Below are 23,295 nucleotides of genomic sequence, written 5' to 3' on the forward strand. Positions count from 1 at the left end.
CGGGGCACATTGGCACTTAATTAAAAAGCACCCAAATTAATTCAAAAATTTTCAATGAATCCATGAATTTAAAGGCATACCCCTAACATCATGAACAGAAACTATTAACCCATGATCATTATCTACTGCGACCGAAGTGGTATTTGGTATTGATTCAATAAATTTTTCAATCAACCCATCACCTCTCCATTCAACAATAAATGCGTTTGGCTCTGCAACTATCTCATGCAATCTAATCAATTCCTCTTCTTCCAACTCACAAAGCACTTGAGCAGACGGTATCACGGAGATTAATTCACCGTCGAATTCAAGAGTAAATTGATTATTAAAAACGTTCCCACCACCAAGGGAAACAATCCAGTCTTGCGGCCTCCACACGCTATGGCGGTCAATATAGAAAATTAATGTATTCATGGTCTAATGATATTCAGAAGTGTGGTTTCGCAGTTGGTCGAAAAACAGCCGCGAAGGATTGACGGTTTTAAATCAGGACCATATCCAATAGTAGGAAGACCTGTTGCCCTTTCCGTTCTTTGAAGCTGATCAGTCATACCCTTTCCGCCTCCCGATTTAACTTGAATAATTGCATTTCTCAATAATATATCAGCATCGGTCACCAATTTCCCCGACGAATTAAAAACTGGCACATTGACACCAACAACATGGCCTGGGTATATGGCATCGATCTTGGTTGCCAATTCACCAACCAAAGGATCAGAAGAACTAAAAGTTCTGCCACCTGCCGCACAAAACGCCCCCGACTCCACCCCCTCAGAGATCCCCCGCGCAATCGGCAGCATCCTCGAGACACCCGTCGGAATCTGCGCCACCAGCGGGCTGATCGCCGCAGGCGATGCCAACGCCCCGTTGACTCCAGACGCCCCGGCAATGAACTCCGTGATCGCCGGACCGTACCGGTAGTACAGGCCTTGTATTCTTCCCAGCACGGGGTGCAGGCCTTGCGGGTCCACATCGTTGAGCGGGTTGTTGGCTACATACCCAAACCGATTCCATCCTCCAGCCAACCCGTTCGGGTCCGCCTGGATATACCGACCCGTCGCCGCATCGTAGTACCTGTGCAGGTTGTACGACAGCCCCGTCTCTTCATCAAACACCTGCCCCGGATACCGCAGATCGAACTTCACCGCCTGTGCATAGCTGGGGCCGCTGACCATCTGGCCGTAGCCACGGTCGCCCGTGGTGGGCCGCACTTCGCCGAACCCCGAGATCAGCCATTGCCAGGCCACCTGCCCCTGCTGGTTGGTCAGGCGCCTTGGGGTGTTCAGGTGGTCCGTGTGGATGGCGTAAAGACGTCCGTTGATCTCTGCCGCAATGGGCATGGGGCCGCTGGCCGTGGGCAGGTAGATGATTTCCGTGCTGTCGCTCTGGCCTGCCGGGGCTGCGCTGTTGGTGCTGCGCTGGTTGGCGTACTGGCCCAGCACGGTGCTGCCTATGCCGTCTTCGGCATACAGGGTCTGCAGCGTGGCCGGTTGACCTGCGCCCCGCGCATCGCTCTTGAGCACGCGCTGGCCCAGGGCGTTGTAGACGTAGCTGACGGCCCGTGCATCGGCAGCGTCTGCGTATTCGCCGGCCTTGGCGATGCGACCATCTGCGCCATAGTGCAGGTGGTTGTCTCCCTTCTTGACCAGGGCGCCCGCAGCGTCGTAGCTGAAGGTCACGTTGCTGTTCTGCGCCGCGCTGCCCGGGCGCTGCAGCGTCTGGGCATAGCTTTGCAGGCGGTTGGTGCCCGCTGCAGTCTGGTAGTTGCGCTGCAGCGTGGAGGTGCCCGATGCCAGGGCATTGCTGTAGTGCACCTGGGTGCGGTTGCCGTTGGCGTCCCAGGCGTAGCCGGAGGCGCTCAGCTCGATGGTGTTAGCCAGGCTCCAGCCCGTGGGCAGGGTGAGGCCCGCAGGCGCGCTATGCGCGCTGGCCGTCAGGCGCCCCACGGCGTCGTAGCTGAAGGCGCTGGACAGTTTGGCCTGCTGGGCCGCCGCCGTGCCCGGCAGCATGTGCTGCTGCTGGATGAGGCTGATGCGGCCTGCCGCATCCCAGGTCAGGTTCAGCAACTGGCTGCTGGCCAGTTGGCCTGCCGTGTTGTAGCTGCGCTGCTCGGCCAGGGTGGCCGTGGCGCCGGGCTGCTGCGCAAAGCCCGTCCATTGCCAGGCCGTGGGCTGGCCCAGCGGGCTCCAGGTCAGGCCGGTGACCAGGGGCTGGCCGTTCCACTGCAGGCCCGTGATCTGACCTGTGCTGTCATACAGGTAGGTGGCCTGCCTGCCGCTGGGGTAGGTGATGCTTTGCAGTTCTCCGCCTCCGCCCTGCCCGGCAGGTACATAGGAGTGGATCAGCGACTTGGTGTCGCCATTGGCAAGGATCTGGCTCTTGCGCAGCACCCGGCCCAGGATGTCGCGCTGGTACTGGGTGGTGACGCCGGGGTCCTGGATCTCGCTGAGGTGGCCCGTGCTGGCCTTGGGGGCACCGGGGCCGTTGTAGGTGGTGCCGGGCAGGTCGTAGCGCAGCGTGGAGGTGGCGGTGCTGCCGTACTGGAGTTGGGTGGGACGGCCCAGGGCGTCGCGCTGCACGGCGAGGGTGCGACCTGCGGCGTCCTTGGCGGTGGCGATCAGGCCCAGGGCGTCGTAGGTAGCGGTGCTGTTGCCGGCGTCGGGGGTGGCTTCGGCCTTGGCATTGCCCAGGGCGTCGCGGGTGTAGGTAGTGGTAACGCCTTTGAAGTCCTGGGCGGTGGTGACGGCGTTCAGGGCGTTGTATGACAGCGATGCGCTGGCGTTGAGAGGGTCGGTGATTTTGGTGAGGCGGCGCAGGCCATCAACATCCAGCGTGGTGGTCTGCCCCAGGCCGTTGCGGGCCGTGGCCAAGTCGCCGTTCGCGTCATAGGTCAAACCGACGCTCTGCACCTCACCCACGATCTCGCTGCCAACCCTGTTGACGGCATTGATGGACCGTTGCACTTGGTAAGCCACATTGGTTGCACCATCCTTGATGGTTTCGGCAATGCGATTACCTGCTGCGTCCAATACATATAAACCGGCAGAACCCTGGTTGCTGCTCCAGCCTATGACACGATGTGCCGCATCATAGGAATATTCCAGCTTCTTGCCGCTTGGTAGGCGGATGGACTCCAAACTGCGATAGGGCTTGTAACCCCATTGGGTAACCAATGCATTCCCCAACCCATCATTCACACTCTCGGAAATTATCTGATCATGAGGATCATAGGTATAGGAGGACACTAATCCATTGGGACGGCTAAGCGTTACCATGCGATTGGCATCGTCATAACTGTAATCTGTCACATGTCCCTGCGCATTGGTCGCGGTCACCATATTTCCGCGTAAATCATAGGAATATGATGTGACTCCTCCATTCGCATCCTGAATAGAAGCTGGCAAACCTTGGGGAGTATAGGTCCATTTTCTTGTTCGATTGACACCAGGAGAAATATCGGAATCCGAGACAGACTCAGACAGCACGCGCCCCTGGCTATCATAGGTATAACTCGAAACTCTGCCAGCCTCCTTGATCATGACTGGGAGATTGAGGCTTTCATGCCAATGGATGGTACGTGCCTGCGCCTCAGGGGAACCTGATGCCCTGATGATTGAAGTGGTAAGCCTGCGAGCCGCATCCCATGTTGTCGCAGTCGTTATGCCTTTGAAATCTTTCTCGCTAGTGATCAGGCCATTACTGTCCTGTACACGAAGCGCAGCATCAGCGCCGCCGAATCCTGATGGTAAGGATCCGCTCGTTACCGCCAATCGGCCGGCAACTACAGAGTAAACATAGTTTCGCGTGGTTCCCAACGGATCGCGCACGCTTGCAGTATTGGTGGAAGGATAGCTGACCTGATAGCGCTCCACAGAACCGGCCAGTTCAGTGCTTATGGCTCGGCCTTGGTCATCGTAGTCGAACGTTCCCCACCGTACTCCTGCCTCATCAACGATACCAGTCAATGCCTGAGGAAAACCGGCTTTCTCATATAGGAATCCACGACTCTGGCCATCTGGATAATTCACCCCAATCAAACGACCGCTGCCATCATAAACGTAATTTATTTTACGACCATCAGGCAGCAAGGCCAGAATCAACTGATCGGATTCGTTATAAGAAAACCGCAACGATCTGCCAAAATTGTTTTCAACTTTATCCAGGCGATATTTCTCATCATAAAAATAATTTAAAACAAAACTTCCTTGCTCCACCCTTTTACGCAATATTCCATCCAAAGAGAAGAACAAGATTAAATTACTATTAGATTTTCTGTAAACCCACCCATCAATTTCCTGCGTCAATTCATCAATACCGCCATCAGCAATCCAATTCTGTGAGGCACCAGATTTTGAGAACGTTCGTACTCCCCCCTCTGGAAAATACACCGTCAATTTTGATTCGGAAGGAGATATTTTTGTTTTCAAATAAATTGAATGGCCATGACTCCAGACACGACCCAATCCAGAATTCATCCTCGGTGCATCCTGACCCCAGCTACTCCGATATGTCCGCACCATGGACAAAGGAGCTGCGCCTCCGTCACGCCAATCAACCTCAGATCGATACTTCTCCCTCGTCGCAGGAAGAATTGGCTGGCCAATCCTAAAACCATCTTGCGCCGTTTCTCCAAAATTACTACGGCTGCAAGCAGCATATTCGTCAGTAATTACATCGATTGGCTGACAAACACCTAAAATTATATCCTCGCGATAACCTGAATCGCAGTTGCACCCGCCAGACGCGGAAGAACTGTTTGCTGGGCAAACAGTTCTTCTGTGGTTCAGGCCAAAATCTTGATTCCCCCAGTCGCCTTGACCATCCCTTAGGCGGGTAATTTTGCATTCATTGGCAAAACCCTGGGGATCATATTTAATGTATGGCGTCGATTTGATGACACTCCATGGCGATTGCCAAATCTCTGCTCGAGCGGAAAATCCAACATCACAGGCTTCCTCGGCAGAATCAAGCCAAGGCATATCCCAAGGTCCTCCGCTCCAAACTGCAGGACCATATTGCAGCTTATACGGCAAAACTGCATTCGCCAAACCTCCACTTAAAAAAAAGATCACGCAAGCAATTGATCTTATCAAGCTCATCAATGAGCAAAGCATATTATCTCCCTTAATTTTCTCAGACGCTGGGGGCATTCAGGTGCTCCATGTGAAAGGCATACAGGCGACCGTTAACCATCTGCCGCGATGGGCATGGGGCCGTTGGCCGTGCCCTGCTGGTTGGTCAGGCGCCTGGGGTGTTCAGATGGTCCGTGTGGATGGCGTACAGCCGGCCGTTGATCTTTTCCGCAATGAGAATTATTAGTCGCTGCATAATTTTCAGAGTGAAAAATTGACACGCACAGCCGATGTCCCAAAGAAGCTATGCGCGCCATTCAATTAGACATCTTCCCTTGAAGAAATATTTTTCTTCATTTCTTCAATTCCCTTCTTTCTTTGGTGGCGGCGCATTGAAACTTCTCCGCTCCAAATCAAGAAATATCGAAACAAGAGCACCACAACCACCCCCGCAAATCCAGCAATCCAACCTGATAAATGATTTTTCAACAAGTTATAGACAAACAGCCAGATTCCGAAATAAATTAACCCATAAATTAACGTGAAAACTGTCATTTTTTTCTATCTTCCACAAGAGCATTGCTCAGCATCACCAGATAGCGCTGCTCCAAGGCCCGCACCTCCTAAAGCCTTTGGCAGAAGCCATCTTAGCCAAGGCGTTGGACCTGTTCCAAACGTGGAACCAATACCCAAGCTTAATCCTCCCACCTCAGGGACAAGAGCACGCCACCAGCCAAGCTCGCTAACCATCGCTGCCCCTCGCTCAACGGGAGAAAGTTTTGCATATCTTGCATACGAGGCAGTAGTCTTCTGACCAACTTCGTAAAGCATTTTCTCTCGAAAAGTTAAATTCAAAAATGTCGTATCAGCTTCTGACCCAAGCATGTACCAATTCGCGGCAGATGAGCACGCAGGGATAGTCGCTGAGCCAAACAACCCCATCGCTGAAGGACTTAATCCCGTACCAATTGCCGGCATAGTAACAAGCCTAGTCCATGCGCCTGCCTGCACAGCTTGATCGAGAGTGGTTTTGCGCTTTGCACCTTCAAACGTCGTTAGGTCAAGGAACACCAATCCTTCAGGATCAATGTAATTCAGCGGGTTACCACCCACATACCCAAACCGATTCCACCCACCCTCCAACCCGATCGGGTCCGCCTGGATGTATCTCCCCGTCGCCGCATCGTAGTACCTGTGCAGGTTGTACGACAGCCCCGTCTCTTCATCAAACACCTGACCGGGATACCGCAGGTCGAACTTCACCGCCTGCGCATAGCTGGGGCCGCTGACGGTCTGGCCGTAGCCACGGTCGCCCGTGGTGGGCCGCACTTCGCCAAACCCTGAGATCAGCCATTGCCAGGCCACCTGCCCTTGCTGGTTGGTCAGGCGCCTGGGGGTGTTCAGGTGGTCCGTGTGGATGGCGTACAAGCGCCCGTTGATCTCTGCCGCAATGGGCATGGGACCGCTGGCCGTGGGCAGGTAGATGATTTCCGTGCTGTCGCTCTGGCCTGCTGGCGCTGCGCTATTGGCGCTGCGCTGGTTGGCGTACTGGCCCAGCACGGTGCTGCCTATGCCGTCTTCGGCATACAGGGTCTGCAGCGTGGCCGGTTGACCTGCGCCCCGGGCATCGCTCTTGAGCACGCGCTGGCCCAGGGCGTTGTAGACGTAGCTGACGGCTCTTGCGTCCGCAGCGTCCGCGTATTCGCCGGCCTTGGCGATGCGGCCATCTGCGCCGTAGTGCAGGTAGTTGTCTCCCTTCTTGACCAGGGCGCCCGCAGCGTCGTAGCTGAAGGTCACGTTGCTGTTCTGCACCGCACTGCCCGGGCGCTGCAGCGTCTGGGCATAGCTTTGCAGGCGGTTGGTGCCCGCAGCCGTCTGGTAGTTGCGCTGCAGCGTGGAGGTGCCCGATGCCAGGGCATTGCTGTAGTGCACCTGGGTGCGGTTGCCGTTGGCATCCCAGGCGTAGCCGGAGGCGCTGAGCTCGATGGTGTCGGCAAGGCTCCAGCCTGTGGGCAGCGTGAGGCCTGCAGGCGCGCTGTGCGCGCTGGCCGTCAGGCGTCCCACGGCGTCATAGCTGAAGGCGCTGGACAGCTTGGCCTGCTGGGCCGCCGCCGTGCCCGGCAGCATGTGCTGCTGCTGGATGAGGCTGATGCGGCCTGCCGCATCCCAGGTCAGGTTCAGCAGCTTGCTGCTGGCCAGTTGGCCTGCGGTGTTGTAGCTGCGCTGCTCGGCCAGGGCTGCCGTGGCGCCGGGCTGCTGCACAAAGCCCGCCCATTGCCAGGCCGTGGGCTGGCCCAGCGGGCTCCAGGCCAGGCCGGTGACCAGGGGCTGGCCGTTCCACTGCAGGCCCGTGATCTGGCCTGTGCTGTCATACAGGTAGGTGGCCTGCTTGCCGCTGGGGTAGGTGATGCTTTGCAGTTCTCCGCCTCCGCCCTGCCCGGCGGGTACATAGGAGTGGATCAGCGACTTGGTGTCGCCATTGGCAAGGATCTGGCTCTTGCGCAGCACCCGGCCCAGGATGTCGCGCTGGTACTGGGTGGTGACGCCGGGGTCCTGGATCTCGCTGAGGTAGCCCGTGCTGGCCTTGGGGGCACCGGGGCCGTTGTAGGTGTTGCCGGGCAGGTCGTAGCGCAGCGTGGAGGTGGCGGTGCTGCCGTATTGGAGCTGGGTGGGGCGGCCCAGGGCGTCGCGCTGCACGGCGAGGGTGCGGCCTGCGGCGTCCTTGGCGGTCGCGATCAGGCCCAGGGCGTCATAGGTAGCGGTGATGTTGCCGGCGTCGGGGGTGGCTTCGGCCTTGGCGTTGCCCAGGGCGTCTCGGGTGTAGGTGGTGGTGACGCCTTTGAAGTCCTGGGCAGTGGTGACGGCATTCAGGGCGTTGTAGCTGAGGTTGGCGGCCGCATCGAGGGGATTGGTGACGCGGTTCAGCCGCTGCAGACCATCGAGTGCAAACCTGGTGCGTTGATTCAGCGCGTTGCTGGTTTCCGTCAGGTCGCCATTGGCGTCATATGCCAGGCTGACGCTCTGATCGCCACCAACCGTTTCACTGGTCACCCGATTGATGTTGTTGATGGAGCGCTGCACCTGGAAGGCCACCTGCGAAGCACCGGAGCTGATGGTTTCATTGGTTCGGTTGTCCCATTGATCCACGGTGTACTGCGCAGAGTTGCCACGGTTGTCGCTCCAGCCAATGACGCGCTGGGCATTGTCGTACTGATAGGTTATGGAATGGCCGCTGGCCAGACGCAGGGTGTCCAATTGACCATTGGGCAAGTAGGTCAGCGCTGTCTCCAGACCTGCCACACCAAAACGCGTCAGTTGCCCCCTCGGGCTGTATCCATACGTGCTAGTCTGACCCGCCGGATTGGTGGCTGTCACCACCCGCCCAGCGCCGTCGTGGCTGTACTGGCTGACCCGGCCCTGCGGATCGGTGACCGTGCTGAGGTTGCCCTTGGCGTCATAGCCGAAGGAAGACCGGCCAGCGGCATCGGTGTGACTGGCGACCAATCCTTGCTCGTTATAGGACCAGGTGTTGGAGTACGCCTTGCCACTTGCAACGTCCGTGACGACAGAACTGATCAGGTTGCCGCCAGCGTCATAACCAAGATCGGTGATGCGACCCGCTTCTGTGATTTTTGTGGGCAGTGATAGGGTCGGGTGCCACGCGATCTTTGTGACCTGGGCTTCAGCACGGTTGGAAGCAGCCGTTACCTGGGTGAGCCGCTGCCGCTGCGTGTCCCATTGGTAGCTGGTCCTGTTGCCCATGAAATCTTCCTTGAAAGATGGCAAGAGGTCCTGATTGATTTCTTCCTTGAATGTATTCCCGAACCGGGCGTTGCTCTGGCTGACCGCACGCACGCCGGTGGCGGTTCCTTCGTAATGTCGAGTGTGTACCGAGCCATTGGGAGCCGTGGTGGTCACCGACGCCTTGTACCAATTTGGGTCGTGCGTGCCTACTGGAAGCATCGCACCACCTGCAGGGAGACTGGCTGCGACAGAAGTGGAAACAGCATAACTACCTTGCACCCCGGCGCGTCTGGTTTCCGTCAATGTTCCATCTCCCTGGTAGGAGAAGCCCATCAATTGATTTCCCTGCGAATCTGCAATACCCGTCACCAATTCGGGAAATGACGTGCTTTCATAGGCATAGGCCCGAGTCTGTGCATCGTTGAATTTGACAGCCTTCAAGCTGCCGTTGGCGTTGTAGCTGTAGTTGATAGAGTTGCCATCAGGCAATTGGACAGAATCCAGCCGCCCGTCAGTCCGATAGAGAAAGTTCAACTGCCGCCCGAAGGAGTTGGATACGGACGCCACCTTGCCCTCGGTCTGGGTTACCTGATACGCCCAGCCATTGCGCATCACGATCCGCGTGAGCCAGCCCTTGTTGTCGAAATGCCACCAGCTGTCATCACTGGCACGGTAGTACTTCCACTGACCGCCCATGGTGCCTTGAATCCGGTCGGTGCCAGAGGCGGCCACCCAGGCAGAAGACTGACTATTGCCCTTGAAGAACAGCACGGATGTTCCATCAGGCATCTGCACCGATACGCTGGACGAAAATTCCGGCCCCTGCTTCGTTGGCAATTTGACCCGGGAAATCCAAGAATGCTTCCAGCCCTTGCCCATCCCGACATCGGCTTGCCCATCAACGTCGCCGCTGTTGAAATAATGCGCTAACGACAACGGCTGCGCACCCTGGTCAATCCAATCCATGTGGGACTGGATATTTCGAGGAGAGTCCGGAACATTTTGAGAAAAAGAATAGTCAGCTGCCAGAATGAAAAATAGGCAAATCAATGATTGACTGAAAGATCTCTTCAGCAAGAAATTTGCACAAGAGATTCCCGAAAGCAAATATTTGAAACAAGACATAGAGGCCCCTCCCCATCCAATCATTTCATTCACGAGCGCACATCTGCGGAGAAAGCTCGACAGGTGCCACAGCAATACTTTTGTAATCCATGTTTCCACATTTATTACAGCGCACGTTGAAATCGAAGCTTATCCCCTTGAAATACGGAGGAACGTACAGAAACTCATATACCCCGTTTTCATCCGTTTGTAGAGTCTCGGTCAATGAGGTTCCTGGTGCGGAATGATTGTTATACTGAAGATAGAATTGAGTTTGAACTCCAGTACCATCATTTCGTGTGATGCTAATTCTCTGACGAACAGGGCCGGACAGGCTTGGCAACGCAGAAGTGCTCGACGGACCTTCTATTTTTATGGTGTAGGGGATGAATTTCGCATAGAAGATCCAAGAATATTTTCCACTCGCCGGTGGGGCTACAGCCGTAGCGTAGCATTCCAAATTTGGCGTATTTGGCTCAACATCTATAAACTGGTGTGTAAATGCTACAGGTAGCCCCCTGCCGCCCATCTTTTCCACAAATGCCTTACAAGCCTTTTCGGGCTTGTCGAAATATCCGTTGATGATATAGACTGAATTCGACTCAGGCGGATAAGAAGGATCATGCCAAATATAATCTACCAATGGCAATGTCCCAGAATTACCATATGACGAAAAAATAACAAAGGCCAGAAGAATTCCAAATTTTTTATAAATCATGGTATTGTGAAATTTAAGCATTCCCAGAAATATCCTGCAAGGAGATTACATTTCAACTCTCAAATACCCCTCATGAAGGAACCATCAGATTGAAATCAAAACAAATGGCAAAGCACCCTCCCCAACAAACACCGGTATCTCACACAATCAAGAAGATCATCTTAAACAATCGCAATGAAGAGACACATCAATTTCCCCTATTCCAAGATGGGTAAGGCCAAATGCCTGGAATCATCAAGGCAATCAGTGCCGTGCCGGGAAAAAGGTTAGCACGGCAATAATTCCCGATATCGCATTCGTCACAGACGCCAATCCCATGAGGCGCAGTGCCATGAGCGATACAGGCAGGCCAATGCCAAATGGCCGCTTCGCACTTGCCTCCAGGAGTGTCGGCTGACCAAAAGACGCATCCAGATGCTTGAGTCACCGCAGAAGACATCCCACAGCGTCCCGGGGAAAAACCCCACCCCCGACCCCACCACACATCCAGCGTGTGCTTCTGCAATAATTGCCGCAACAATCATTGCGCAGTCAATTATTTCACCCGCAGACACCATGACCCAGCCTCCCCTGCCCAACGGCCTGCAGCCCTCGGACTTCTACAGCCCCGGCAGCTACACGCCCTTCGAGAGCGTGGGGTTCCTCATGCGCAAGGTGCTCAGCTCCATCCTCCAGCAGGCCGATACGCAGTTGGCCGAGCATGAGCTGACCTATGTGCAGTGGCTGCCGCTGTACAAGCTGCTGCTGTGCAGCGACGCCACGAATGCCGGCATGGCACGTGACCTGGGGCTGGATCCGGCCTCCATCACGCGGGCGCTGGACCGGCTCGAATCCAAGGGCATGCTGCGGCGCGAGCGCTCCACGGTGGACCGGCGCGTGGTCAAGCTGGTGCTGACCGATGAAGGCCGCGCCATGGCGGCCAAGGTGCCGCAGGTGCTGTCCAGCGTGATGAATGCCCATATGGCCGGCTTCAGCCATGACGAGTCGCGCCAGCTGCTGGACATGCTGCGCCGCCTGCTGGCCAATGGCGATGCGATGCGCGCGCCGGAAGCTGCGCCGCCAGCCCCTGCGCCTGCCACGCCCGCGGCCTGACAGCGCCAGCCCCTTTTTCCGCCCCGGTTTCCGATTTCCTGATTCTTGACCCCCAACAGGCAGACCACCATGCCCAAATCCTTTGTTTCCGTGTCCGCCGCGCCCCGCCGCGTGGCCGCCGCAGCGGCCACCCTGTGCGCCGCGCTGGCCCTGGCCGGTTGTGCTTCCCAGGGCCCGGCCCATGAGCCGCTGGCCCGGCTGGGCGCCTCCGACCTGGGTCTGACGGCCCAGTCCGAGACAGGCGCCAATACCAGCCTGCCCGCCGCCGATTGGTGGAAGTCCCTGGGCGATGCCCAGTTGGACGGCCTGATCGCCCAGGCGCTGCAGGGCAGCCCCAGCCTGGCCATGAGCCGCGCCCGCTTCGACAAGGCCGCCGCCCTGGCCACGGCCACCAGCACGGCCACCGATGTGCGCGGCACGCTCGGCGTCGACGCCACGCGCCAGCACTACAGCGCCAACGGCCTGGTGCCTGCTCCCATTGCCGGCCATACCTACAACACCGGCAACCTGCAGGCCGGGCTGAGCTGGACGCCGGATTTCTTTGGCCGCCATGCCGCCGACCTGCAGGCCGCCCTGGGCCAGGCCCGTGCCGCCCAGGCCGACAGCGCCGCCGCCGCCAACCAGCTGGCCGCCCAGGTGGCGCGCAGCTATGTGGCGCTGGCCCGGCTGATTGCCCAGAAGGAGGTGGCCGGCCGCACGCTGACCCAGCGCCAGTCGCTGCTGGAGCTGAGCCAGCAGCGCACGCGCGCCGGGCTGGACAGCCAGGTGGAGCTGACCCAGGCCCAGGCCGGCCTGCCCGATGCCGGCACGCAGATCGAGATGCTGGACGAGCAGATCACGCTGGCGCGCCGCACCATCGCCGTGCTCTGCGGCCAGGCGCCCGAGGCGCAGCTGCAGCTGGCGCCCCGTCTGGCCGCGCTGCAGATCCAGGCCATGCCCGGCCAGTTGGGCGCAGACCTGCTGGGCCGCCGCCCCGATGTGGTGGCCGCGCGCTGGCGCGTGGAGTCGGCAACGCAGGGCATAGAGAGCGCGCGGGCGGATTTCTATCCCGATATCAACCTGACGGCCTTCATCGGCCTCAATGCCGTCGGGCTGGACAACCTGTTCAAGGGCAGCTCGCGCCAGATGGGCGTGACGCCCGCGCTGCGCCTGCCCCTGTTCGACGGCAAGCGCCTGCGCGCCCAGTTGCGCGGCACGCAGGCCGACCTGGACACCGCCATTGCCCAGTACAACGGCGTGGTGCTCGATGCGGTCAAGGAAGCGGGCGATGCCATCACGTCCGTGCAATCGCTGGTGCGCCAACAGCAGCTGCAGGCCGAGTCGCTGGAGAAGGCCGAACGCGCCTACGACTTTGCAGTGCAGCGCTACAAGGCCGGCCTGGCCAGCCAGGTGACGGTGCTGAACACCGAGACCCAGGTGATCACCCAGCGCCGCCTGGACGTGGACCTGCGTGCCCGCGCGCTGGACACGCGCGTGTCGCTGATGAAGGCCCTGGGCGGCGGCTGGACCGATGGCACGGATGCCGTGCAGGTCAGCCAGCACTGAGATCGCAACCCGCACAGGAACCCACCTCACTCTTGACCCTCCACCGGGCAGACCGCCAGCCAGCGTGACAGACCGCCAGCCCCCTGCCCCGGCCGCACAACCACATTCACAGATAACAAAGCGCCGAACACCATGACCGATACCAACAAGCAAGCATCCAATGCACCCGCTGCCGCAGCCTCGCCCGTGGCCAACCCGCAGGGCCGCCGCAAGGGCCTGACCATCGTGGCCGCCGCCGTCGCGGTGGCCGCCGTCGCCTGGGGCGGCTGGCACTGGATGGTGGCCCGCAACTACCAGACCACGGATAACGCCTATGTGGCGGGCAACGTGGTGCAGATCACGCCGCAGGTCGGCGGCACGGTGATCAGCATCGGCGCCGACGACACCGACTACGTCAAGCCCGGCCAGCTGCTGGTGCAGCTGGACTCGGCCGATGCCCTGGTCGCCCTGTCCCAGGCCGAGTCGCAGCTGGCCCAGACCGTGCGCCAGGTGCGCACGCTGTACGCCAACAATGCCCCCCTGGTCGCCCAGGTGGCCCAGCGCGAGGCCGATCTGGCCCGCCTGCAGGCCGATGCCGCCCGCGCCCGCGAGGATGTGGAGCGCCGCCGCCCGCTGCTGGCCACGGGCGCCGTGGGCAAGGAGGAGTTCGACCACGCCCAGTCCCTGGCCCGCACGGCCGGCAATGCCGCCTCGGCAGCCGAAGCCGCCGTGCGCGCCGCCAAGGCGCAGCTGACGGCTGCCGAAGCCCAGACCAAGGGCAGCAGCGCCGAAGAGCACCCCAGCGTGATCGCCGCCTCCGCCAAGGTGCGCGAAGCCTATCTGGCGCTGCAGCGCACGCGCCTGGTCTCGCCCGTGGAAGGCTATGTGGCCAAGCGCGGCGTGCAGCTGGGCCAGCGCGTGGCCTCGGGCGCTCCCCTGATGACGGTGGTGGGCCTGCACAACCTCTGGGTGGATGCCAACTTCAAGGAAAGCCAGCTGGCCCAGCTGCGCATAGGCCAGAAGACCGAGCTGACGGCCGATGTCTACGGCGACAAGATCAGCTACCACGGCACCGTGGTGGGCATGGGCGCAGGAACCGGCGCGGCCTTCTCGCTGCTGCCCGCGCAGAACGCCACCGGCAACTGGATCAAGGTGGTGCAGCGCGTGCCCGTGCGCATTGCGCTGGCGCCGGAAGACCTGGCACAGCACCCGCTGCGCGTGGGCCTGTCCATGGAAGTCAAGGTGGACGTGCGAGACCAGCAGGGCGAGGTGCTGGCAACGACCACGCGCAACGCACCCGTGGCCCAGACCTCCGTCTACGACATGGCGCTGCCGCAGGCCGAGGAGCGCATTGCCCACATCGTGGCGGGCCAGAACGTGGCACCGCTCAAGCAGTTGCCCGAGCTGCCGCCCGTGGCCATGGCCGAGGTGCAGGACAGGGCACAGGGCAAGGCGCCAGCCGCCGTGGCCTCCGCGCCGGTTGACGCGCAGGCCATGCAGTCCAGGTAAGCAGGCATCGCTCCCCCGCCTTCCCAGAACCTACGCGGACTGCCTATGACTTCCTCTACCACCGCCGTGCCGGAGCCGGCGCCGCCGGTCGCCCCCTCGGCGCCGCCGGCCATGCCTGCACGGCCGGTCCCGCTCAAGGGCGCCCAGCTGGCCCTGGGCACGCTGGCCCTGTCGCTGGCCACCTTCATGAACGTGCTGGACTCGTCCATTGCCAACGTCGCCATTCCGGCGATTTCCGGCGACGTGGGCGTCAGTCCCAGCCAGGGCACCTGGGTGATCACCAGCTTTGGCGTGGCCAACGCCATCTCGGTGCCGCTCACGGGCTGGCTCACCCAGCGCTTCGGCGCCGTGCGCCTGTTCACCATGAGCGTGCTGCTGTTCGTGCTGACGTCCTGGCTGTGCGGCTTTGCCTCGTCGCTGGAGACGCTGGTGCTGTTCCGCGTGCTCCAGGGCCTGGTTGCCGGCCCCATGATCCCGCTGTCGCAGACGCTGCTGCTGTCCAGCTATCCCCCGGCCAAGGCCGGGGTGGCCCTGGCGCTGTGGGGAATGACCACCCTGGTGGCCCCCGTGGTCGGCCCGCTGCTGGGCGGCTGGATCACGGACAACATCTCCTGGCCCTGGATCTTCTATATCAATGTGCCGGTGGGCCTGCTGTCGGCCCTGATGACCTGGAGCATCTACCGCAGCCGCGAGACCCCCACGCGCAAGCTGCCCATCGACTCCGTGGGCCTGGCCCTGCTGGTGCTGTGGGTGGGCGCGCTGCAGCTGATGCTGGACAAGGGCAAGGAGCTGGACTGGTTCGCCTCGGGCGAGATCATCACGCTGTGCGTGCTGGCCATCGTGAGCTTCGTGGTCTTCCTGGTCTGGGAGCTGACCGATGCCCACCCCGTGGTGGACCTGCGCCTGTTCATGCGCCGCAATTTCGCGGCCGGCACGGTGGCGCTGTCGATTGCCTACGGCCTGTTCTTCGGCAACGTGGTGCTGCTGCCCCTATGGCTGCAGCAGTGGATGGGCTACACCTCCACCACGGCCGGCATGGCATTGGCGCCGGTGGGCATCTTCGCCATCATCCTGACACCGCTGGTGGGCCGCAAGGTCACGCAGTGGGACCCGCGCAGGATGGCCACGGGCGCCTTCATCGTGTTCGCCCTGGTGCTGTGGATGCGCTCGCGCTTCACGGTGGAGACGGACTTCATGCACATCCTGGTGCCCACGCTGATCCAGGGCGCGGCCATGGCCTTCTTCTTCATTCCGCTGACCACGATCACGTTGTCGGGCATTTCGCCGGACCGTATCCCGGCCGCCGCCGGCCTGAGCAACTTCGTGCGGATCACGGCGGGCGCCATGGGCACCTCCATCGCCACCACGCTGTGGGAAAACCGCGCCGCGCTGCACCACGCCCATCTGACAGAAGGGCTGGTCCAGGGCCAGGGCGTGTTCGGCGTCACCCTGCAGGGGCTGCAGGCCGCAGGCCTGAGCCAAGCGCAGGCGCTGGCCCAGATCAACCGGCTGGTGGACCAGCAGGCCTACACGCGCGCCGCCGACGACATCTTCCTGGCGTCGTCCGTGCTGTTCCTGGTGCTGATCGTGCTGATCTGGATGACCAGGCGCCCTGCGGGCCATGCCGGCGGTGCCGAGGCGGCCGGCGCCCATTGATGACCAGCCTCCGGGCCATCACCACAAGGAGCTGCCTGCAGGGGCAGCTCCTTTTTTGTTTACATGACGACACGCAAGGCGCCTTGAACGGGGCCGCCAAGACCACCATCTCGACAGGGCTGCGCCATCGGTTCCATGATGGCGGCGGCCTGAACACCGACGGAGCACCGTGAAAACAACCCGCATCTTCCGCGCCCCGATTGCCGACTACTCCCAATCGCCCCAATCGTCGGCCGGGCGCTTTCGCAACATCCATCCCCGCCCGGCCAATGCCCCCCAGCCCGACGCCAAGGTGATGTGGGACTTCTTCTTCAACAAGCCCAAGGACACCGAGCCTGCGGCGCCCCTGCCCGTGCAGCGGCTCACCCCGGCCGACCTGGCCGCCGCGCCCGAGCGCAGCCTGTACCGCCTGGGCCACTCCACGCTGCTGATGAAACTGCGCGGCGGCTGGTGGATCACCGACCCGGTGTTTGCCGAGCGCGCCTCGCCCTTTTCCTTCATCGGCCCCAAGCGCTTTCATGCGCCGCCCATCGCCCTGCATGAACTGCCCGCGCTGCGCGGCGTGGTGCTCTCGCACGACCACTACGACCATCTGGACCGTGCCACCATCCGCGCCCTGGCGCCCCGGGTCGACTTCTTCCTGTGCACGCTGGGCGTGGGCGACCGGCTCATGGCCTGGGGCGTGGCCCCCGAGAAGGTGCGCCAGTTCGACTGGTGGCAGGACGTGCAGGTGGACGGCCTGCGCTTCACGGCCACGCCGGCCCAGCATTTCTCGGGCCGGGGCCTGCGCGACGGCAACCGCACGCTGTGGGCGTCCTGGGTCATCGAGGACCTGGCAAGCGCCGACACGCTGCGTGTCTTCTTCAGCGGCGACGGCGGCTATTTCGACGGCTTTGCGGAAATCGGCCGGCGCTTCGGCCCCTTCGACCTCACGCTGATGGAGACCGGCGCCTACGACCCGCACTGGCCCTATGTGCACATGCACCCGGCCCAGACCGTGCAGGCCCACCGCGACCTGGGCGGACGCTGGCTGCTGCCCATTCACAACGGCACCTTCAGCCTGGCCATGCATGCCTGGTGGGACCCCTTCGAGCGCGTGCTGGCCCTGGGCGCCGAGCACGGCATTGCCGTGGCCACGCCCATGATGGGCGAGCGCGTGGACCTGGCCGCCCCCCATGCAGGCGAGCGCTGGTGGCGCGCCCTGGTATCTGAGGTCACGCAGGACGGAGCCGCGCCGGCACCCCGGCCCCAGCCGCGATAAACGCGTTTTTGCTGCATTGCGTCATCGGCCTACGCGGGCCGGCATGCATCTGGCTAAAGTGGAACCGGCAAGTGGATCTGGCAGGTAGATCCGGCAAATGGATCCAGAGCTTCAGGAGCGCACATGGCAAACCGCAAATCTTCCAAGGCCGCTTCGGTGGCCCGTCAGGCCACCGATCTGGCCATTGCCGCGCCGCAGGTGGTGGCGCACAGGCTCACCCGCATGGCGCTGGCCGGGGCCAATCCCTCCGCACGGGACCGGCGCGAATTCACGCGCATGGTGTCCGAGAAACAGACAGCCTTCCACCAATCCTGGGCCGCCATGGGCCTGCAGTCCATGGTCGCCAGCCAGGCCCTGATGCAGGCCTGGATGCGCATGTGGTGGATGCCCTGGAGCGCCTCCACCTGGAATGGGGGTGCACTGGCATCGCAGGCCTCGCAATGGAGCAACGCCATGTGGGGCGTGGTGGGCAAGGGCATGGCGCCCGTGCACCGCACTGCAGTGGCCAACGCCCGGCGCCTGGCGCGCGGCTGATCCACCCATATCAAACCCGCTTCATTGACTGGAGCGGCACGGCGCGGCAGGGCTGATGCGGGGGCGAGGTTCAGGTATCCTCGCGGCCTTCGTTCCGTTTTGCTGCGCTGCCGCATTTCCAGGCATGGACTCCATGCAGAGACTGAAAACACGGCCGCGGCAGGCGGATTTCCCCCTTTCTGCCATCGCTTTGCCAGTCTTCCCCGGAGTTCTCTGATGACACACAAGGCCCCGCCAACCGGCCAGGGCCTGCACGGTCAAGACGACCTGCAGCGCAATCTCACCAACCGCCACATCCAGCTCATCGCCATCGGCGGTGCCATCGGCACGGGCCTGTTCATGGGCTCGGGCAAGACCATCAGCCTGGCGGGTCCGTCCATCGTCTTCGTCTACGCCATCATCGGCGTGATGCTGTTCTTCGTGATGCGGGCCATGGGCGAGCTGCTGCTGTCCAACCTGCAGTACCGATCCTTCATCGATTTCTCGGCCGATCTGCTGGGGCCCTGGGCGGGCTTCTTCACAGGCTGGACGTACTGGTTCTGCTGGATCGTCACGGGCATTGCCGACGTGATCGCCATCTCGGCCTACTCGCAGTTCTGGTTCCCCGGCCTGCCCCAGTGGGCCCCGGCCATTGCCTGCGTGGGCCTGCTGCTGAGCCTGAACCTGCTGACGGTGAAGCTGTTCGGCGAGATCGAGTTCTGGTTCGCCATGATCAAGATCGTGGCCATCGTGGCCCTGGTGGCAACGGGGCTGTACATGGTGGGGGCCGCCTTCGTCTCGCCTGCGGGGCGTGCGGCCAGCCTGTCCAACCTCTGGAACGACGGCGGCATGTTCCCCAACGGGATGATGGGCTTTTTCGCGGGCTTCCAGATCGCCGTGTTCGCCTTCGTGGGCATCGAGCTGGTGGGCACCACGGCGGCCGAGGCCAAGGACCCCGAGCGCACGCTGCCGCGCGCCATCAATTCGATTCCCGTGCGCATCATCGTGTTCTACGTGCTGGCCCTGATCGCCATCATGGCCGTCACCCCCTGGCGCGACGTGGTGCCGGGCAAGAGCCCGTTCGTGGAGCTGTTCGTGCTTGCAGGCCTGCCGGCCGCTGCGGGCGTGATCAATTTCGTGGTGCTGACCTCGGCCGCCTCGTCGGCCAACAGCGGCGTGTTCTCCACCAGCCGCATGCTCTACGGCCTGGCGCTCAAGGGCGATGCGCCCAAGTCCTTCCACCGGCTGTCGCGCAGCAGCGTGCCCTCGCGCGGGCTGCTGTTTTCCTGCACCTGCCTGCTGGCCGGCGCCTTCCTGATGTGGGTGGTGCCCGATCTGGTGGAGGCCTTCACGCTGGTGACCACGGTATCGGCCATCCTGTTCATGTTCGTGTGGTCGCTGATCCTGCTGTCCTATATCGCCTACCGGCGCCAGCGCGCGGCCCTTCATGAGGCTTCGCGCTACAAGATGCCGGGCGGCGTGGCCATGTGCTGGGCCTGCCTGGCGTTCTTTGCGGCCATCCTGGGCCTGCTCACCCTGCAGGCCGACACGCGCCAGGCGCTGGTGGTGACGCCGGCCTGGTTTGCCCTGCTGGCCATTGCCTACCAGTTCGTGCGCCGCCGGGCATCGAGCCAACCCTCGAGCAGCTGCGCTGAGCCTTCCAGCGCCCTGCCGGGCGCCGTGGCCAAGCCGCGCTGACCTTGTTTCTGGCCGCCCCCTGCGCTCCGGGGCGGCCTTTGCACGGAGGCGCCGCACCCCGTGCTCCCTCTCAGCGCCCTGCCGCCCCCCGTCATTTTGTGCACCAGACTTGTGCACAACGCCTCAGGCGTGTCCAGCGATTAGATAACGCGTGAACAAAAAAACAACTGTCTTTACGTGAAGAGAAATATGTAGATACAAATCGTTATCATTCGCACCTTGATTTTTAACCCATACGGAACTTTACAAAGATGGTCAGAATCTCGGTGCTCCGCCCGCTTCCTCTTTGCGCCGCCCTGGCATGCACAGCCATGGCCCATGCCCAGTCAGCCGACAACAAGGCCGACACGTCCCTGTCCACCGTGGTGGTGACCGCCTCGGGCACGGCCGTGGACATCAAGGAAGCGCCAGCCAGCATCAGCGTGATTACCCGCGAGGACATCGAGCGCAAGCCCGTCACCAGCATCGGCGAGCTGCTGTCCACCATTCCCGGCGTGACCGGCGGCCTGTCCGGCACGGGCGCCCAGTCCAAGATCAAGCTGCGCGGCCTGCCCGAGAAGTACACGCTGATCCTGGTGGACGGCAAGCGCCAGGGCAACTCGGCCGGCATCAACTACCGCGACGACCTGGGCTCGCAGGATCTGGACTGGATCTCGCCCGAGATGATCGAGCGCATCGAGGTCGTGCGCGGCCCCATGTCCTCGCTGTACGGCTCCGACGCCATGGGCGGCGTGATCAACATCATCACGCGCAAGATCGGCAAGCGCTGGAGCGGCTCGACCACGCTGAACTACAGCAAGCCCTCCGACGGCGACCGCGGCGACACGCGCCAGCTGGGCTTCAACATCAGCGGCCCGCTGTCCGACAAGTTCGGCCTGCGCCTGGGCGGCAACTACACGGACCGCGCTGCCGACGAGAGCACGGGCGGCTTCCCGGGCACCTACCAGTCCACGGCCGGCTCGCGCAAGCAAAACCTCAACGCCCTGCTCAACTGGCAGCTCACGCCCGACCAGGTGATCGGCATCGAGGCCGCGCAAGGCATCCAGCGCGCCACGGGCTCCGACGCGCGCACGGCGTCGGGCGACCAGGTGGTCTATCCCTGGGGCCTGAGCAAGCTGGAGCAGACCAAGTTCGGCCTCAGCCATGACGGCCGCTGGGGCGACCTGACCTCCAAGCTCAACCTCGTGCACAACAAGTACGAGGACAAGGGCGACACCATCGGCAACAACTCCAAGGAAACCACGCTGGACGGCCGCATCGACAAGCCGTTGAAGCTGTGGGGCCTGGACCAGGCCATGACGCTGGGCATGCAGTGGCGCCGCGAGTCGCTGGACAACCGCGACACCATCGGCCTGGCGCCCATCGACTACGCGGGGCGCCCGGTCTCGGGCTCGGGCCTGAGCGCCACCACCTGGGCGCTGTTCGGCGAGGACCAGATCTTCCTGCGCGAGAACCTGGCGCTGACGCTGGGCCTGCGCATGGACCACCATCAGAAGTACGGCAACAACTGGAGCCCGCGCGCCTACCTGGTCTACCACCCGGCCTCGGAGTGGACGGTGCGCGGCGGCGTCTCGCGCGGCTTCCGTGCGCCCAACCTGAAGGAAAACTCGGCCAGCGCCGCCACGCAATCCGGGGGCAACGGCTGCCGCAGCCTGGCCGGCATGGGCTGGACCAGCACCAGCGTGAATGCCGACGGCACGCGCGGCTGCTACATGGCCGGCAACCCCGACCTGCAGCCCGAGACCAGCACCAACTTCGAGCTGGGCGCCAGCTGGGACCGCAATGGCTGGGCCCTGGGCGCCACCTACTTCCACACCAACTTCAAGAACAAGATCGACTACCAGCCGCTGGGCTTCTACAACGGCTTCTGGTGGACCCGCATGGCCAACGCCCAGCGTGCCCGCACGCGCGGCCTGGAAGGCTTCGTGAACGTTCCCCTGGCCAAGGGGCTGACCTGGAACACCAACATCACCAAGATGTTCGAGTCCAAGAACCTGAGCACCGGCGCCTCGCTGCTGGCCGTGCCCGAGCTGTCCATCTACTCGTCGCTGCAGTGGCAGATCCGCCAGGGCTGGTCCGCCATGTTCAGCGCCCGCCACGTGGGCAAGGAAGTCGTGACCACGGGCACGGCCACCACCTTCGCCAAGGCCTACACGACGTTCGACGTGTCCATGAACTACAACGTCACCGACTCGATGACCCTGCGCGCCGGCATCATCAACCTGACCGACAAGGAAACCCGCACCATCGGCGCCAACTATGACAACGGCGGCCGTACCTACTTCGTGGGGATGACGGCCAGGTTCTGATGGCGCGGTTCTGATAGCGCGTTATCGGCCCTTGCGCTGACCCAGACAAAGCGCCCGTTGTGACGGGCGCTTTTTTCATGGCGAGGAACAGGGCCTCACTCCCAGATGCCGCCCTGCGCAGGGGGCTTGCGCGCCAGCAATTCCTCGTCGGTCAAGGGCCGGCCTGTCCAGACATTCACCTTCGAGGCCCCGGCCGCGTTGGCCAGCTCGCGCAAGGCCCTCAGTTCCACCTGGGTGAATCCGCCCTCGGGGTCGCCCAGCGGATGGATGACGATGTGCGGTGAGGCCGCCAGCCAGCCCCCGGCTTGCATGCGCCTGAGCTGGTACTTGAGCAGATGCTCGGCCAGCACGAAGTCCGATATCAGCGAGCGCGGATGCGCGAACGGATTGACGACTTCCGCAGGCTCCGATGCAGCCGCGAGCCTGGCCTGCGGTCCGGCCGCCAGAATCCGGCGTCGGGGCGGCAGACTCAGGGCCAGCTCGGGAACCTCCGACAGGGTGTGGCCCGTTTTCGGATTTGTCAGCGTCAGGCGCTCGGGAGAAATCTGTACGTAGATGAGTGGCAGGAAGGCAGAGAGCATGGACATCCATCAATCGATTTTCTGAACCACGGTCTGGCCCGGCAGCAAGGCCCGGCCATCCCCGTCGCGCGGCAGCATGGGCTCGACAGGCAGGCCGCTGTGGCGGTCCAGCAGCAGCGAATGTGCCTCGCCGGGCGCAAACAAATGGCCTTCGCCCCATTGCCGCAAGGCCACGATGACGGGGAACAGGTCCAGCCCCCGGGCCGTCAGCACATATTCCAGGTAGGCCGAGCCTTCTGCGGCCGGGCGGGTTTCGAGGATGCCGGCCTCCACCAGCCGGCGCAGCCGGTCGGCCAGGATATTGCGGGCCGCGCCCAGGCTGCGCTGGAAATCGCCAAAGCGGCTGATGCCATCGAAAGCATCGCGCACGATGAGCAGCGACCAGCGGTCGCCGATCACATCCAGGGAGCGGGCCACCGGACAGGGCTGTGGTGTGTCAGGACGGATGTCTTCTTTCATGGCGCTATTTTGGTTGCATTTCAAAACTGGTTCAACTAGCATCCAACCAGTTTTG

Annotated in this window: 15 protein-coding genes; 8 read left to right on the forward strand and 7 right to left on the reverse strand. The window is 61.9% G+C overall.

The genetic code is table 11. The features are described 5' to 3' along the window. Positions 1-51: 51 nt before the first annotated feature. The 5 genes from ACF8LI_RS22155 to ACF8LI_RS22175 form a co-directional block, all read right to left on the reverse strand. Positions 52-414: a hypothetical protein gene (locus ACF8LI_RS22155; protein ID WP_392414132.1), complete on the reverse strand. Its 363-nt coding sequence runs from the start codon at positions 412-414 to the stop codon at positions 52-54. Then, positions 411-5,150, reverse strand: a complete 4,740-nt coding sequence (locus ACF8LI_RS22160; RefSeq protein WP_392429818.1) for an RHS repeat-associated core domain-containing protein — start codon at positions 5,148-5,150, stop codon at positions 411-413. Before ACF8LI_RS22160 ends, ACF8LI_RS22155 begins: the two co-directional genes overlap by 4 nt. 243 nt (positions 5,151-5,393) lie before the next feature. Beyond that, positions 5,394-5,627 (reverse strand): hypothetical protein, encoded by a 234-nt coding sequence (locus tag ACF8LI_RS22165; protein ID WP_392414134.1) that lies wholly within the window; start codon positions 5,625-5,627, stop codon positions 5,394-5,396. Between the two features lie 6 nt (positions 5,628-5,633). After that, complete coding sequence (locus ACF8LI_RS22170; protein ID WP_392414135.1) at positions 5,634-9,893, reverse strand: RHS repeat-associated core domain-containing protein; 4,260 nt, start codon at positions 9,891-9,893, stop codon at positions 5,634-5,636. Between the two features lie 73 nt (positions 9,894-9,966). Next, positions 9,967-10,659, reverse strand: a complete 693-nt coding sequence (locus ACF8LI_RS22175) for a hypothetical protein (protein WP_392414136.1) — start codon at positions 10,657-10,659, stop codon at positions 9,967-9,969. A 534-nt stretch (positions 10,660-11,193) separates the two neighbouring features. Between ACF8LI_RS22175 and ACF8LI_RS22180 the strand changes: the two genes are divergently transcribed. The 8 genes from ACF8LI_RS22180 to ACF8LI_RS22215 all read left to right on the forward strand — a co-directional run bounded on the left by ACF8LI_RS22180 (position 11,194) and on the right by ACF8LI_RS22215 (position 22,200). Beyond that, positions 11,194-11,730 (forward strand): MarR family winged helix-turn-helix transcriptional regulator, encoded by a 537-nt coding sequence (locus ACF8LI_RS22180; protein ID WP_252652369.1) that lies wholly within the window; start codon positions 11,194-11,196, stop codon positions 11,728-11,730. 69 nt (positions 11,731-11,799) lie between these two features. Beyond that, positions 11,800-13,275, forward strand: coding sequence for an efflux transporter outer membrane subunit (locus tag ACF8LI_RS22185; RefSeq protein ID WP_252652368.1), 1,476 nt, complete (start codon positions 11,800-11,802; stop codon positions 13,273-13,275). Positions 13,276-13,407: 132 nt separating this feature from the next. Continuing rightward, on the forward strand, positions 13,408-14,763 hold the full coding sequence (locus ACF8LI_RS22190) for an efflux RND transporter periplasmic adaptor subunit (protein WP_016453440.1): 1,356 nt from the start codon (positions 13,408-13,410) through the stop codon (positions 14,761-14,763). Positions 14,764-14,808: 45 nt separating this feature from the next. Further along, complete coding sequence (locus ACF8LI_RS22195; RefSeq protein WP_016453441.1) at positions 14,809-16,419, forward strand: DHA2 family efflux MFS transporter permease subunit; 1,611 nt, start codon at positions 14,809-14,811, stop codon at positions 16,417-16,419. A 169-nt stretch (positions 16,420-16,588) separates the two neighbouring features. Further along, positions 16,589-17,680 (forward strand): MBL fold metallo-hydrolase, encoded by a 1,092-nt coding sequence (locus ACF8LI_RS22200; protein ID WP_016446038.1) that lies wholly within the window; start codon positions 16,589-16,591, stop codon positions 17,678-17,680. 123 nt (positions 17,681-17,803) lie between these two features. After that, positions 17,804-18,214 carry a polyhydroxyalkanoate granule-associated phasin gene (locus tag ACF8LI_RS22205; protein WP_016453442.1) on the forward strand — a complete coding sequence of 137 codons (411 nt, stop codon included), beginning with the start codon at positions 17,804-17,806 and terminating at the stop codon, positions 18,212-18,214. A gap of 216 nt (positions 18,215-18,430) precedes the next feature. Beyond that, a complete protein-coding gene (cycA, locus tag ACF8LI_RS22210) occupies positions 18,431-19,891 on the forward strand; it encodes a D-serine/D-alanine/glycine transporter (protein ID WP_392414137.1) in 1,461 nt (486 codons plus the stop codon). A 311-nt stretch (positions 19,892-20,202) separates the two neighbouring features. Further along, complete coding sequence (locus ACF8LI_RS22215) at positions 20,203-22,200, forward strand: TonB-dependent receptor domain-containing protein (RefSeq protein ID WP_392414138.1); 1,998 nt, start codon at positions 20,203-20,205, stop codon at positions 22,198-22,200. Between the two features lie 95 nt (positions 22,201-22,295). Here the strand turns inward: ACF8LI_RS22215 and ACF8LI_RS22220 are convergent, their stop codons facing one another. Continuing rightward, positions 22,296-22,787, reverse strand: a complete 492-nt coding sequence (locus ACF8LI_RS22220; protein ID WP_392414139.1) for a rod shape-determining protein MreB — start codon at positions 22,785-22,787, stop codon at positions 22,296-22,298. Between the two features lie 3 nt (positions 22,788-22,790). Continuing rightward, the gene (locus ACF8LI_RS22225; RefSeq protein WP_047470032.1) at positions 22,791-23,240 is read right to left on the reverse strand and encodes a helix-turn-helix domain-containing protein; all 450 of its coding nucleotides are present in this window, start codon (positions 23,238-23,240) and stop codon (positions 22,791-22,793) included. Positions 23,241-23,295: the final 55 nt, after the last annotated feature.

Source organism: Delftia sp. WSY_12 (assembly GCF_043104645.1).
Taxonomy (GTDB): Bacteria; Pseudomonadota; Gammaproteobacteria; order Burkholderiales; family Burkholderiaceae_C; genus Comamonas; species Comamonas tsuruhatensis.